This window comes from Roseovarius sp. A-2, assembly GCF_002072155.1.
Classification (GTDB): Bacteria; Pseudomonadota; Alphaproteobacteria; order Rhodobacterales; family Rhodobacteraceae; genus Roseovarius.
Genome location: NZ_BDIY01000019.1, coordinates 40,132 through 53,564, shown reverse-complemented (window position 1 = coordinate 53,564; position 13,433 = coordinate 40,132). Strand labels below are relative to the sequence as shown.

The window sequence follows — 13,433 nt, the reverse complement described above, 5'->3', positions numbered from 1 at the left end:
CAGATGCTAGATGAGGTTCTCTTCTTCGACACCCTGCGCGAGGGGCTGTGGGTCTCGGTAATCATCTCCTTCCCGATCCTCGCGGTCGCGCTTGTCGCCGGGCTTCTGGTCGGTCTCTTTCAGGCGCTGACCTCGATCCAGGAACTGACCCTCACCTTCGTGCCGAAACTCGGTGCCATCGTCGTGGTGTTCTGGCTGACCATGGGGTTCATGACCCAGACACTGGTGACATTCTTTCAGGACCGGCTTGTGCCGATGATCACAGGAGGCTGACCATGGAAACCGCAGGCTATACCACCCTGACACGCCAGACGGGGCTGATGCGCGAGATGCAGATCATCGCCAACAATATCGCCAATGCAGCGACCACCGGCTTTCGGCAAGAGGGGCTGGTGTTCTCGGAATATGTCCGGCGCACGGCGGATGATGCCTCGGTGTCGATGGCACAGGGCAATGTGCGCAGCCTCTCCAGCCTGCAAGGCCCGCTCAACCATACCGGCGGGCCGCTCGACATGGCGATCGAGGGCGATGGCTTTTTTCTGATCGAGACCCCGGCGGGCGAACGCCTGACGCGGGCGGGCAGCTTCTCGCTATCGGCGGCGGGCGACCTGGTCACCGGCGACGGGTTCCGACTGCTCGATGCGGGCGGTGCACCGGTCTTCGTGCCGCCCGATGCATCCGATCTGGGCCTGTCGTCCGATGGCACGCTGAGTTCCGACGGGCGCCCGCTGGCGCAGATCGGCCTCGTGCGGCCCGCCGAAGGGGCCGTGCTGCTGCGCGAGGACGGGGTGATGTTCCGCGCCGAAGGCGGCTTCGATCCAGAGCCGAATGCCCGCATCCTGCAAGGCTTTATCGAAGGCTCCAACGTCGATCCGATCGGCCAGATCGCGCGCATGGTCGAAGTGCAGCGCGCCTACGAGATGGGCCAGAGCTTTCTCGATTCCGAAAACGAGCGGGTGATGAACGCGCTCGACTCCCTCACCCGCTGACCCTGAAAGGAACGCCCGATGCGTATTCTCAAGATCGCCGCGACCGGCATGGCCGCCCAGCAGATGCGGGTGGAAACGATTTCCAACAATCTCGCCAACATGTCGACCACGGGCTACAATGCGCGCCGCGCCGAATTCGCCGATCTGCATTACCAGCAACTGACCCGTGCGGGCACCATCAACGCTGCCGATGGCACGGTCCTGCCGACCGGCGTGCAACTCGGCCTCGGCGTGCGGCCCTCGGCCATTTCGGTCGATCTCGCGCAGGGACCGCTGAGCGCGACCGGCGGCGATCTCGATCTCGCGATCGAGGGGTTAGGCTATCTCGAGGTGACCTTGCCGTCGGGCCAGTCGGGCTATACCCGCGACGGCGCGCTCAAACGCTCGGCGGACGGGCTGATCGTGAATTCCGAAGGCTACCCGGTCGCCCCCGAGGTCACCATTCCCGAAGACGCGCGCAGCATCTCGATCAATGCCGAGGGTGAGGTCTTCGCCTTCTTTCAGGAGGAGGCCGAGGCGCAGTCCATAGGCCAACTCAACCTCGTAGGCTTCAGCAATGCCAAGGGGCTCGAAGCGATCGGCAGCAACCTCTTCATCGAGACCGAGGCCTCGGGGCCGCCCAATGTGACCACCGCGGGCCAGGACGGGCTCGGCACCCTGCGGCAGGGCTATCTCGAGGACAGTTCCGTCGATCCGGTGCGCGAGATCACCGAGTTGATCGAGGCACAGCGCGGCTATGAACTGAACTCCAAGGTGATCACGGCCGCCGACCAGATGCTCGCCGCGACGACGCAGGTGCGCTGATGCTTCGCGTGCTGATCCTGCTGTGTTGCGTCGCGGGCCCCGCCCTTCCCGATGTGATCGTGCCCACCCGCACGATCCGCGCGCAGGAGGTCATCGGCCCCGGCGATTTGCTGCTCAAGCCCGGCGAGGGGGCGGGCCCCACCACGCTCGCCGATCTGATCGGCATGGAGGCGCGGGTCGCGCTCTATCCCGGGCGCCCGGTTCTGGCCCATCACGTGCAGCCGCCCACGCTGATCGAGCGCAACCAGATCGTGCCGCTGATCTATGCCCATGGCGGCCTGCAAATCCTGACCGAGGGGCGCGCCCTCTCGCGGGCCGGAGCCGGGGAATATGTACGTGTGATGAATCTGGGTTCGCGCGCCACGGTCACGGGCCGGGTAACCGACGATGGCCGGATCGCGGTATCTCGATGAAACGAAGAGAAAGCAAAGCCATGTTCCGGACATTGACCCTGATTGTCACCGCCTGCGCGCTCGCTGCCTGCGCGCGCCTCGACCATGTCGGCAAGGCACCGGATTTCACCCCGACCATGGACTCGCGCGAGCAACTCGCCATGTTCAACCCGGGCCTGCCCCGGCACGCGCAAGATCCTGCCCTGCTGGAGCGCGCCTCGCTCTGGAGCGGTGATCGCGAGTCGCTGCTTGGCGACCGGCGCGCCGCGACGCGAGGCGACATCCTGACCGTGGTGATCGAGCTTGACGAGGAGGCCGAGATTTCCAACACCACGGAACGCTCGCGCAGCGGCTCGGAAGATCTGGGCATCCCGGATCTTTTCGGCCTCCCGCAACGTATCAACCGCAGCCTGCCCGAGGGCGCGAGCCTTGACCGCGCCGTCGGCATCAACTCCTCCAGCCAGTCGGGTGGCGACGGCTCGGTCAGCCGCAGCGAGGAAATCACCCTGCGCGTGGCCGCCACCGTGACTCAGGTGTTGCCCAACGGCGTGCTGGAAATCCAAGGCTCGCAGGAAATGCGGGTGAATTTCGAACTGCGCGAACTTCTGGTCAACGGCTTTGTGCGGCCCGAGGATATCTCGCGGCAGAACGAGATCACCTATGACAAGATCGCGGCGGCGCGCATTTCCTACGGCGGGCGCGGCCAGATCACCGACGTACAGCAACCCCGGATCGGCCAGCAGGTGCTGGACGCGATCCTGCCCTTCTGACCCTGCGACGGAGACCGACCGGATGATGCGCATGCTTTTGCCCCTTTTCCTCGCCTTGCTCGGAACCGTCGGCGGCATCGCGGCGGGGCTTGTCCTTCGCCCCGCCGCGCAGGACGCGCATGCGTTGGAACAGACCCAGGACAGCCCGGCGGAAACGGACAGGCCAGAGACCGCACATGCCGAAGAGACGGCAGGCGACAGCGACTTCGTCAGGCTCAACAACCAGTTCGTCATCCCCGTGGTCAGCGATGCGCGGATCGACGCATTGGTCGTGCTGTCGCTCAGCCTCGAGGTCACCGGCGGTCAGACACAGACTGTCTATGCGCGCGAGCCCAAGCTGCGTGACGGGTTTCTCCAGGTGCTGTTCGATCACGCCAACATGGGGGGCTTTGACGGCGAATTCACCGGCGCGGACAGGATGGATGCCTTGCGCCGGGCGCTGCGCGACGTCGCCGCCCGCGTCCTGGGCGAGACCGCCCGCGACGTACTGATCACCGAGATCGCCCGACAGGACGTCTGAGCCGCTCAGCCGCTGCCGCTGCGGTCTCGTAGCAGCGCCAGCCGCGTGAGGATCGCGCTTTCATGCGCCAGCCGCGCCCGCGTGTCAGCCTCTCGCGTCTCTGCACGTAGCTGGCGGACCGCCTCCGCCTTACCGAATCCCGCGCGCAGCTTGCGCAACGCGCCCGCCTTGCGAACGAGAACGCGCGCCAGCTCTTCCTGAAGCCGCACCCGGTTGCGCCCGACCCAGCCGTGCCACAGCACATCCGCTCCGATCCGCCGCAATCCGTCGAGATCGGCCTGGGGCAGGGCCCGGTTGGCCTGATGATGCGCCGAGAGCCGGGCCAGATCCTGCCGGAGCCGGGTCTCGTCGCGCAGGATGTCCTGCACGCGCGCCAATTCGGCCTGATAGAGCGCCTCGGTCACCTCGGCCAGATCGTCGAACTCCGCGCGGCTCATGCCGGACGCCCCGCCTTGCGCCGCATCGCCTCGGCAAAACGGATCGCGGCGGCGACGGCGCGGTAATGCGCCGGATCAATCTCCTCGCCGATCTCGGTTCCGGCATGAAGGGCGCGCGCCGTGGGCGGATCGCTATGCACCGGCACACCATGCTCGAAGGCCAGGTCGCGGATCGCATGCGCCATGTGATCGACGCCCTTGGCCACGCAGACCGGTGCCGAGCCGGGCGCACGGCTCCATTTCAACGCCACCGCGTAATGGGTCGGGTTCACGATCACCACATCCGCCTGCGGCACATCCGCCATCATCTTGTTGCCCGCGATCTGCATGGCCTTCTGCCGCCGTTGCTGCTTCATATGGGGATCGCCCTCGTGCTCCTTGTGTTCATCGCGCAGCTCCTTGTGCGACATCATCTGCTTGCGGCGATGATCGTAGTGCTGCCAGAGGTAATCCACCGCGCCGATAGCGAGCGCGATGAGCAGCACCACCAGCAGGAATTCCAGCGTCATCTGCGCCATCAACGCGCCGATGATCAGCGGCTCGCCATGCAGGGCCCCCGCAATCACGGGCAGCCGCCAGTTCAGGTAGAGCCCGAGCAGGATGCCGTAGAGCAACAGTTTCACCGCACTTTTGGCGAATTCGAAAATTCCGCTCAGCCCGTATTTGTTGCGCGCGTTCTCGACCGGGTCGATGCGCGAGAGTTTCGGCTCAAGCCGTGAGGGGGCAAAGACCAGGCTGCGCTGCCCAAGTACCGACAGCAGCGCCATGATCCCGGGCAGCACGAACCAGATCGCGAGCGCGCCTGTCACCGCCCACACGGCCCCGCCGAGCACCGCCCCGCCGCCACCGCCCTCGGCCGCAAAAATGAGATCGGCGAGCCGGTCGGGCCGGTCGAGAAAGAGCATCAGGATCGAACTCGTATCGGTGATCGACGCCCCCCCCGCCGCCAGCGCCGCAAGCAGGAACCCGCCATAGGACCCGGCAGTGTTCAGATCAGCAGAACGGGCCAATTCGCCCTTCTTGCGCGCCTCGTCGAGCTTATGTTGCGTCGCCTCGTGGGTCTTGTCGGCGTCGTCCTCTGCTCCCTGCATCAGCCGCCTCCCACCGGATCGGCGAGAAAGCCCTGCAACGCCTCGACCCAGATCGCAAGCATGGTCGGCGCGAGCAGCATCAGCAGGAACAGCCCCGCCCCGGTAATCGCCGGCGCACCGACGAAGACGACCATCAGCTGCGGCATCGCGCGATTGATGATGCCCAGCGTCAGGTTGTAGAGCATCGATGCAATCACGAAGGGGGCCGCCAGCGTGAAGGCAAAGCCGAACGCATGCGCCACACGCCCCACCCCCCAATGCGCAACCTCGGCCCCCGAGAGGCCCTCGGCCAGCGGAAAGATCCGGTAGCTCAGCACGACCATTTCCGCCAGGCGCACATGCAGATCGAGGACCATCGCAAGCGCGATCGCACCGGTGACCAGAACATGCCCCATGGCCGGCATCGGCGTGATGCTGGCATTGCCGAGAATCTGCGACAGCGAGGTGGATTGCGCCGCGATTGAGCCCGCAGTCTGCAAGGCGAGCACGAAGAGCCGAACGCCGATGCCGAGCAAGAGGCCGATCCCGCTCTCGACCAGAACCAGCCGGACGAGAGGAACCGCGCCCCGATCAGGGCCCGCCATGTCAGGCCCGGCCGCAGCGGCAACCAAAAGCGTGAGCGCGAGCGCGAGGCCCAGCTTGATCCGCATCGGCACGGACATCTCGCCGAAGCCCGGAAAGAGGGCGATCAGCGGCGCCACCCTCAGAAAGACAATGAAATGCAGGGTCAGAATGTCCCGCGACAGCGCGATCAGATCCGCCGTCCCGCTCATGCCGCCACGACCCCGACAAGCGCCGGGCGGGCGTCAATCCCGATTTCCTCGAACGACAGGACCGGCACGCTGACATGCTTGGCCGAAAGTGCGGTGTGCAGGAAACGCCGTCGTTGCGTCGAGGTGACCACGGCCGGCGCGATCCCCTGGTCGGCTGCGCGGCTGACCTCCGCGCCTATGGCGTCGGTCAGACTGTTGAAAATTTCGGGCGGCAGAGCCACGTCGCGCCGCCCCTTGTCGCCCTCGACCTGGTAACCGGCAAAGGTGTCCTCCCATTCCGGGGCCAACTGAATCAGCGGCAGCGTCCCGTCGGGGCGCTGCAACTCGGCCACGATCTGGAAGCCGAGACGCTGGCGGACATGCTCACATATCGCATCGGGGGTGGGCAATATCTGACGCCCTTCCGCCGTGGCCTCGATGATCAGCGGCAGATTGCGGATCGAGACACGTTCTGCCAGCAAAAGGCGCAGAACCGCATGCAGCAGATCGGGCGTGACCCGGTCGGGGATCGTCTCCTCGAGCAGTTTGCGATTGGCCTCTGCGCGGGTGCGATCCGTAAGGTTGACCATTTCGTCGAGCAGGCGGCGCATGGCCTTGAGCGTGAGCAGTCGACCAAGGTTGCGCCGGATCACCTCGAGCAGGTGGGTGGCGAGCACTTCGGTCGGCGCGACCAGCGTCACGCCGTCCAGTTCCGCCGCATCGCGCTCCGCCGCCGAAATCCAGCGCGCCGGCGCCCCATAGACCGGCTCGGTCACCGTATCCCCGGGCGGTAGCGCCGGATGACGGTCCGGATCGAGCGCGAGCACCGCCTCGGCGCGCAACGTCCCACGCGCCTGTTCGGCACCGTGCACCCGGATCACGTAGCCGCCGAGGGCGAGCCCGGGCTCGTCCGTCAGGCGGATTTCCGGCAGGATCAGCCCGTATTGCGTGGCCGTGTAGCGGCGCATGTTGGCGATCCGGGCATCGAGCCCAACCCCCGGATCGAGCACCATGTTCACCAGATCCGTGGCGAACTCGACATGGATATCGTCCAGTTCCAGCAGATCGCCCATCGAGGCCTCCGGTGGGCGCGGCCGGGTCTCTTCGGATTCGGCCGAATCCGCAGTATCCGTGACACGGCGCAGGCTCAGCAGGGCAGTCAGGCCGAGGATCGCCGCCCCCAGGATGAACGGCACAAAGGGCAGGCCCGGCACCAGCGCGAAAAGCCCCATCAGGACCGCCACGGTGGCAAGTGCTGACGGGTGACGCGCGAGTTGCGCCGAGATCGCGGTATCGGTGGCCCCGAGCGTGCCGCCACGGGCCAGCATCAGCGCAGAGGCGATCGAGATGATCACCGCCGGGATCTGCGTCACCAGCCCGTCGCCCACGGTCAGGATCGTGTAGGTCTCGAACGCCTCGCGCAGCGGCATGTCATGCACCACCGTCCCCATGATCAGCCCCATCACGAGGTTGAGCAGCGTGATCAGCAGCCCGGCAACCGCATCACCCTTGACGAATTTCGACGCCCCGTCGAGCGATCCGAAAAACGTCGTCTCCTGCTGCTCGCGTTCGCGTCTCTCGCGGGCCTCCTCATGGGTGATCGCACCCGCTGACATGTCGCTGTCGATGGCCATCTGCTTGCCCGGCATGCCATCGAGCGCGAACCGCGCGCCCACCTCGGCCATGCGGGCCGCGCCCTTGGTGATGACCATGAAATTCACGATCAGAAGAACGCCGAACACGACAAGTCCGAGAAACACGCTGCCTCCCATGATGAAATCGGCAAATCCCCGGATCACCTCGCCCGCCGCAGCGGTGCCGGTATGCCCCTGGCCGATGATCAGCTTGGTCGAGGAGACATTGAGCGACAGACGTAGCATTAGCGACGCGAGCAGGATCGTCGGGAAGGCCGAGAAATCCAGCGGGCGTTCGATGAAAAGCGTGATCGTGAAGATCAGGATGGCCAGCGCGAAGGACAGCGCGAGACCGACGTCAAGGATCCATGGCGGCATCGGCAGGATCATCATCACGATGATCGCCATGAGCGCGAGCGCCAGCATCACGGTCGGCTGGAAGAGATTGGCGACGGACAGGGATTTCATCACTCACGATCCTCCTAGCGCGATGAGAGGCGCGCGCGTGCCATTCCCCAGTGGAACCAGCGAGGCAAGACCGCCCTTTCCCTGCGCGGCACCCAGCAAGGGGAAGGAATTCTCACGGGGCGCGGCAGGCAGGCGCGCAGAGCGGAGCACCTCTCCGTCGTGCGTACCACCCGCATCCGGCAGTGCGCTGCGAATCCGTTCAAATCGCGCGCGATACCGGCCCGCGAGTTCGGGCGTGCGCGAATGAAAATGCCCCGCCGCGACCGACCAATCGCCGGTCTCGTCATGAAGTGTCTTCAGAAAGCGCGCGGCGTAGGAGGCATTGGCCTCGGGGTCAAACATATGCATGATCGAGCGGAACTGCGCGCCGTGCCATTTGTAATTGATCTGGAAGCAGCCGACATCGAAACTGCGCACGCCCCGGCGAAAGGCCTGATAGACATAAGCACGTGCCGCGTCGGCATCTTCGAACCATCGCCCCTTGCCTTCCATGTTGACCGTCCATGGCCAAGGTTCCATCCGCCCCGCATGCACGCGCCCGGTCTCGGTCCGTGTGATCGCGCGCAGAACCGCAAGCGGCACGTCATGCTCCCGCGCCGCGCGTTCGGCGGCCCGGTCGCACAGATGCGCGGGGCGCGCCGTCGCGGCATGTGGCAGCGACAGGGCGACGGACCCGAGGATAAGCCAGACCACCGCAGCCCGGCGCACGCGCTCATCCGGCAAGAAGCAGGCCGTCAGGCCCTGGACTATCCTACGCATGCTTGGCCCTTTCTGGGTCATCCATCTCACGTTGCGTGATCATCGATAGCGGCGGGAGGTTGATATTCCGTAAGCACCGCAAGAGACCGTCAATTGACAGGAATATCCGGGCCCGGCGTCTCGGCCAGAAGCCGGTCGAGCACCTGTCGCGCCGTTGCCGCCGCGTCGAGCGCCCGGCGGTGCCGCGCGAGCGGCGGCGCCTCGTCGGCGGCCTCTGTGGCATCGGGTTGTCGCAGCAACTCCGCGACATCCCGCAAGATCGGGTCCTTCGCACCGGACAGTGGAGCAGGGTCCGCCGCGAAAAACGCCGCTCGCTCGGCCGCATCCGGCTGCCCGGCCAGAGCATAAAGCCGTGCTGCGGCACCATGGTCCCCGGCAAGGCTGCGTGCACGCGCGCGCAGCCGGTCGGCCTCTGGCCCCTCAAGGCCCAGCAACTCCACCTCAGCGGCTCTCGGACGCCCCTTCGCGAGGGCGATCTCGGCCCGCAAGCGCCGCGAGTCCGGCGCCTCGTGCCCGGCAAGTTTCGGTGCCACGAACCCGGCCGCCCGGTCCGCAAATCCCGTTGCCAGCAGGCGATTGGCAATAGTGCGCCCGATGGCCGGATGGACATCCGCAGGCCCCCCGAGCCGACCGGACAGCACATGGCGCAGGAAGGTGACATCGTCGGCATGCCGTGCCATCTGATCGATCAGCATGTCGGCCGTCGCCTGATCCGTGCGTGCGGGATCGATATCCGCGCGCAACCTTTCGAGTTCGCTCACCGCTTCCTGATAGGCACCCGCATGCGCCAGCGCCCCGATATAGGCACGCGTCATGCGATGCCCGAGCGCGGTACCGCGATACTCCTGCGCATAGGCACCGGCGAGTTCGGCCCTGTCGAGCGGCACCGGTTCGCCGGTCTCCAACGCCCCCTCGACCAGAGCCAATACCGCCTCTGCCGAGGCGGTCGCATTCCCCTGCACCGCAACGCGCAAGGCGCTGCGTTCCAGCTCGGGCTCCTTCCGGGCCCGGGCCAGCTCCGCGCGCGCAAGCGCGGTTTCCGGGTCATCCGTCTCCTCATGGCGGTCGATGACGCGCAGGATCGATTGCGACGTCTCGCGGTGCCCTGCACTCAGCAAGCGCCGGGCGAGAGGCGGGCCGAGCGACTGCCGCAGCCCGTCCGGCAAGAGCGCGAAGGCGCGCAGCAGACCCTTGTGATCGAGGGTCATATCCTTGGGCACATCCGGGATGGCAAGCATTGCCCAGAGCATCGCAGGCGCATCGCAGGCCAGCATACTGGCGAGGCCGGGCATGTCCCCGGCAGCCTCCTGATCGACGATGAACGACATCTCCCGCAGAAGGTCACTTTGCGAATCCGCGTGGCTGCGCAGCGTCAGGGCCAGTCGGGCCTCGGCTCCGAACCCGTGATGCAGATAGAACCGGGTCAGTTCCAGCGCGACCCCGTCATTCGGACGGTCGAATTCACCCAGCAGGTTACGATTCAGGCGACCAAGTTCTTCGTAGAACGAATCCGTACCGCCCCACGCGGCGACATTCACCCAGTCTGATTCGGGGCAGTTTTGTGCCTGAACGGCGGCGACCGGGGGCCGCGCGGCACCGCTGATCGCCATATCGACGCTGCTATGGGCACGCAGGTTGACGGCGGCGGGCGGCGCGAGGCCCGAGAGTGCCGGATCCACCCTATCCACCGGCGCACGCGCATCGCCACCGGCCATGTCGGTCTCTGGTCCGGCGACATCGCGGCGTGCCGGGGTCAGCAATCCCTGGCTTGCCGCACGGCCAAGCTGTTCGACCAGTGCATCGCGCATGGCGGAGAGGTCTGCGCGCATCGCCCTCGGCTCCGGCGGATCGCCCCCATCTTGCGAGGCGGCGGTGCCGGTCATGACATCAAGCCGGTCGGTCAGCGAGCCAAACGCGGCCGAACGCGATCGGTCCGGCATGGTCACAGGCCGCGATGATGGCCGCAACACAGCCTTTTCCGAGGCTGTTTTCGGCATCGGCGCGACGTCGAGCACCAGCATGCTGGCACCATGCCAGAACACGCTCACATCGCACGCGCAGGCAAAGTCGACCTCCAGCCGTCCGGGGCCGGACGATACCGCACCCACCCTCTCGCGCCCGATACGCTCAAAGACGGCATCGAGATCGAAATCGAGGCCGGGCACGGTGTCGGGCGTTTCGAAGATCAGCGATGCCCCCGTCTCTCGCTTCTCGACGCGCCACGCGACCCGGCGTGGCATATCGAGCACCAGACGTGTGAATTCTGGATGCGTTCCGGAGCGCACCGGCACCGTTTGCGCTACGGTGATCGCGGGCAAGATCAGCGCGAGCAGAGTGACGAGGAGCCGGATCATGCGACGTCCTGCTTCACGGCCCGCAGCGCCTCTTCCAGGTCGCCAAAGCCGGGGCGTTTATGCGACGGGGTATTCTGCCGGCCAACCTCGATGCAGATATTTGCCGCGTGGTTGTGAAGATTGGCAATCAGGACCTCGCGAATTAGCTTGTAGAAATGGGCGTCCTCCTCGACCACGTCGCGCACCTTGCTGGCGAAGGGCCCGACGAGCCCGTAAGACAGAAAAACCCCGAGAAACGTCCCGACAAGCGCCCCGCCGATCATCTTGCCGAGGATTTCCGGCGGCTGGTCGATCGAAGCCATGGTCTTGATGACGCCGAGAACCGCCGCGACGATCCCGAGCGCGGGCAAGCCGTCGGCCATGGTCTGCAGCGCATGGCTCGAATGCAGAGCGTGGTGCTGGGTCGCCTCCATGCGCTTGTCGAGCACCTCCTCGACCTGATGGGGATCATCGTAGTTCATCGAGGCCGAGCGCAGCGTGTCGCCGATCAGCTCCACCGCCTCGCGATCCGCGAGGATGCGCGGGTATTTCGAGAAGATCGCGGAGTCTTCGGGGGCCTCGATATGTTCCTCCACCGCGACTGGGTTCTGCCGCCCGAGACGGATCAGCGTGAAGAGCAGACACAGCAGGTCGCGGTAATCGTCCGGTTGCCACTTCGGCCCCTTGAATACCTTGGCGACATCGCGAAGCGTATGTTTGACCGCGCCCGCGCCATTGCTGATCAGAAAGGCCCCAATCGCCGCGCCGCCAATTATCATCAACTCGAACGGCAGGGCATGCAGGATGATGCCTAGCTTGCCCCCCGCGGCAAGGTAGCCCCCGAAGACCATCACAAAAATCACCACAATGCCAATGATACCGATCATCACCTTCTCCGCCGTTCAGACCTCCGGGCAGTCTTTCACCGCCGGGTTAAGAAAAGCTGAGCGCGGCCCGGTCATTCGCTCGGAACATCCGCATTGCGCCCGGCCAGCACGACGCTGAACATATGCGCGGCACCCGGCGTCAGGCCCGCCATGATCTCGGCTGCGGCTTCGGGGCGCATACGGGCGAGAAACCCGGCGGCGAATCGCGGGTCCATCTGTTCGAAGAGGGCTGCGGCCTGTTTCGGCTTCATCGTCTCGTAGACCTTCGTCAGACGGACAAGATCGTCCTCGGCCGCGGTTTCCGCGATCTCCAGCGTAGCGCGCAGGCTCACCTCGGCTTCTTGAAGCGCGGCCAGCCTGCGGGCGATTTCGCCATCCGCGATTCGCAGGGCCTGCATGCGGTCGGCGAGGCTCGCTTCGCGTTCGTCGAGACGGACCTCGCGCGCTTGCAGCGCGCTCAGCATGGCCTGCAGATCCTGCGGCCGTTCGCAGGTTTCCGGCGCATGTGTTTCCGGCATCGTCGCAACCGCATCGACCGCACCGACGGACACGCGCGCGACCGCCTGACCGACACCGCCGCCGAGCCGCACGAAGGCCGAGGTCACCAACAGGGCCGCGATCAGCCCGAGGGCACCTCGGGCCCTCAGGCGCGTCTGGCGGGGGCGGGCACGCCTCATCACGTGGCCTCCTCGTCGTGGGCCATGGCATGGCGATGAAAGACCGCACCGTCCTGGAGGCCGCCCGCAGCCGCTGTCTGATTCGGCACCTGCGGCTCGTCCGGCAAATCATGCATCGAGGCGACCATAAGTTCGAGACGCTTGGCCACGCGCTCGGCCCGGTCGGTCAGATCGTCCAGCGACCGGGTCGATTCGCCCGCCGTTTGCTGTGCCGCACGTAACGTCCGCGTAAGATCGTCGACCTGCGCCGAGAGCACGGCCACGGCCCCGCCGACCCCGTTTTCCAGATCGTTGAAGCGGCTGAGCCGACGGGCAAGCACGTAGCAGTAGAATCCGGCCCCCAGCGCCCCGGCAACCAGCAGAATATCGGCGATCAGTTCCATTCCGTCCCCTTTCAGTTCAATACGAATTCCATCACCAGAAGATCGTTGATCCGGCCCGCCCCAGCGACAATCTGCACCCGGCGCAACATCTGCGCGCGCAGGCGCAGAAGCGCGGCGCGCTCCTCAATGTCGGCAAGGCTGAGCGCGCGCAGATAGGTGTTGAGCACATCGACGATGCGCGGCATCAGGCGCGTGACGTCTCTCTCTTGCCCATGATCGACCTCTAGTTCGGCGCGAAAGCGCAGGTGGCGGGTCACGCCGCCTTGACTGAGCGAGATCACCAGCGGCTCGACCGGAACAAAGACCACATCACCGAAATCGACCGTCGCCCCGGCTCCGGCCTCATTGGCCTGTTGCTGTGGCACGCGGAAAAACGGCAAGAGCCCGGACGTCGCTGCGTAGAATCCCGCCCCGCCACCGACCAGTGCCAGCCCCAGCCCGAGCATCAGCGGCCATTTTCCGCGTTTGCGACCTGCCTCGGGGAGATCTTCGGTCTTGTCCTCGTCCGCCATGCTAAAATCCTCGACTTGCCTCGCG

The 13,433-nt window shown here is 65.9% G+C and carries 16 protein-coding genes; 6 read left to right on the top strand and 10 right to left on the bottom strand.

From position 1 onward, the window contains the following. The first annotated feature begins 3 nt into the window (after positions 1 to 3). Genes BHD06_RS17320 through BHD06_RS17295 form a run of 6 tightly spaced genes read left to right on the top strand, consistent with a single transcriptional unit; the run spans position 4 to position 3,475 of the window. The gene (locus BHD06_RS17320; RefSeq protein ID WP_080458237.1) at positions 4 to 273 is read left to right on the top strand and encodes a flagellar biosynthetic protein FliQ; all 270 of its coding nucleotides are present in this window, start codon (positions 4 to 6) and stop codon (positions 271 to 273) included. A gap of 2 nt (positions 274 to 275) precedes the next feature. Beyond that, positions 276 to 989, top strand: a complete 714-nt coding sequence (locus BHD06_RS17315) for a flagellar hook-basal body complex protein (RefSeq protein ID WP_080458236.1) — start codon at positions 276 to 278, stop codon at positions 987 to 989. 18 nt (positions 990 to 1,007) lie between these two features. After that, positions 1,008 to 1,793, top strand: a complete 786-nt coding sequence (flgG, locus tag BHD06_RS17310) for a flagellar basal-body rod protein FlgG (RefSeq protein WP_080458235.1) — start codon at positions 1,008 to 1,010, stop codon at positions 1,791 to 1,793. After that, the gene (gene flgA, locus BHD06_RS17305) at positions 1,793 to 2,206 is read left to right on the top strand and encodes a flagellar basal body P-ring formation chaperone FlgA (RefSeq protein ID WP_080458234.1); all 414 of its coding nucleotides are present in this window, start codon (positions 1,793 to 1,795) and stop codon (positions 2,204 to 2,206) included. The genes flgG and flgA overlap by 1 nt, the downstream gene beginning before the upstream one ends. Positions 2,207 to 2,226: 20 nt before the next feature. Further along, complete coding sequence (flgH, locus tag BHD06_RS17300) at positions 2,227 to 2,955, top strand: flagellar basal body L-ring protein FlgH (RefSeq protein ID WP_139784776.1); 729 nt, start codon at positions 2,227 to 2,229, stop codon at positions 2,953 to 2,955. 31 nt (positions 2,956 to 2,986) lie between these two features. Beyond that, positions 2,987 to 3,475, top strand: coding sequence for a flagellar basal body-associated FliL family protein (locus BHD06_RS17295; protein WP_376764859.1), 489 nt, complete (start codon positions 2,987 to 2,989; stop codon positions 3,473 to 3,475). Between the two features lie 5 nt (positions 3,476 to 3,480). Here the strand turns inward: BHD06_RS17295 and BHD06_RS17290 are convergent, their stop codons facing one another. The 10 genes from BHD06_RS17290 to fliL all read right to left on the bottom strand — a co-directional run bounded on the left by BHD06_RS17290 (position 3,481) and on the right by fliL (position 13,408). After that, on the bottom strand, positions 3,481 to 3,912 hold the full coding sequence (locus BHD06_RS17290; RefSeq protein ID WP_080458231.1) for a hypothetical protein: 432 nt from the start codon (positions 3,910 to 3,912) through the stop codon (positions 3,481 to 3,483). Continuing rightward, positions 3,909 to 5,003, bottom strand: a complete 1,095-nt coding sequence (locus BHD06_RS17285) for a flagellar biosynthesis protein FlhB (protein WP_080458230.1) — start codon at positions 5,001 to 5,003, stop codon at positions 3,909 to 3,911. The genes BHD06_RS17290 and BHD06_RS17285 overlap by 4 nt, the downstream gene beginning before the upstream one ends. Beyond that, positions 5,003 to 5,776, bottom strand: coding sequence for a flagellar biosynthetic protein FliR (locus BHD06_RS17280; protein WP_080458229.1), 774 nt, complete (start codon positions 5,774 to 5,776; stop codon positions 5,003 to 5,005). The genes BHD06_RS17285 and BHD06_RS17280 overlap by 1 nt, the downstream gene beginning before the upstream one ends. Beyond that, a complete protein-coding gene (gene flhA / locus BHD06_RS17275; RefSeq protein WP_080458228.1) occupies positions 5,773 to 7,857 on the bottom strand; it encodes a flagellar biosynthesis protein FlhA in 2,085 nt (694 codons plus the stop codon). The genes BHD06_RS17280 and flhA overlap by 4 nt, the downstream gene beginning before the upstream one ends. Positions 7,858 to 7,860: 3 nt before the next feature. After that, positions 7,861 to 8,616, bottom strand: coding sequence for a lytic transglycosylase domain-containing protein (locus BHD06_RS17270; RefSeq protein WP_254892458.1), 756 nt, complete (start codon positions 8,614 to 8,616; stop codon positions 7,861 to 7,863). Between the two features lie 89 nt (positions 8,617 to 8,705). Beyond that, positions 8,706 to 10,970 carry a hypothetical protein gene (locus BHD06_RS17265; protein WP_080458227.1) on the bottom strand — a complete coding sequence of 755 codons (2,265 nt, stop codon included), beginning with the start codon at positions 10,968 to 10,970 and terminating at the stop codon, positions 8,706 to 8,708. Beyond that, positions 10,967 to 11,836 (bottom strand): flagellar motor stator protein MotA, encoded by an 870-nt coding sequence (gene motA / locus BHD06_RS17260; RefSeq protein ID WP_080458226.1) that lies wholly within the window; start codon positions 11,834 to 11,836, stop codon positions 10,967 to 10,969. Before motA ends, BHD06_RS17265 begins: the two co-directional genes overlap by 4 nt. 71 nt (positions 11,837 to 11,907) lie before the next feature. Beyond that, positions 11,908 to 12,513: a MotE family protein gene (locus BHD06_RS17255; RefSeq protein ID WP_080458225.1), complete on the bottom strand. Its 606-nt coding sequence runs from the start codon at positions 12,511 to 12,513 to the stop codon at positions 11,908 to 11,910. Further along, on the bottom strand, positions 12,513 to 12,896 hold the full coding sequence (locus BHD06_RS17250; protein WP_080458224.1) for a DUF6468 domain-containing protein: 384 nt from the start codon (positions 12,894 to 12,896) through the stop codon (positions 12,513 to 12,515). Before BHD06_RS17250 ends, BHD06_RS17255 begins: the two co-directional genes overlap by 1 nt. An 11-nt stretch (positions 12,897 to 12,907) precedes the next feature. Beyond that, a complete protein-coding gene (fliL, locus tag BHD06_RS17245; protein WP_080458223.1) occupies positions 12,908 to 13,408 on the bottom strand; it encodes a flagellar basal body-associated protein FliL in 501 nt (166 codons plus the stop codon). Positions 13,409 to 13,433: the final 25 nt, after the last annotated feature.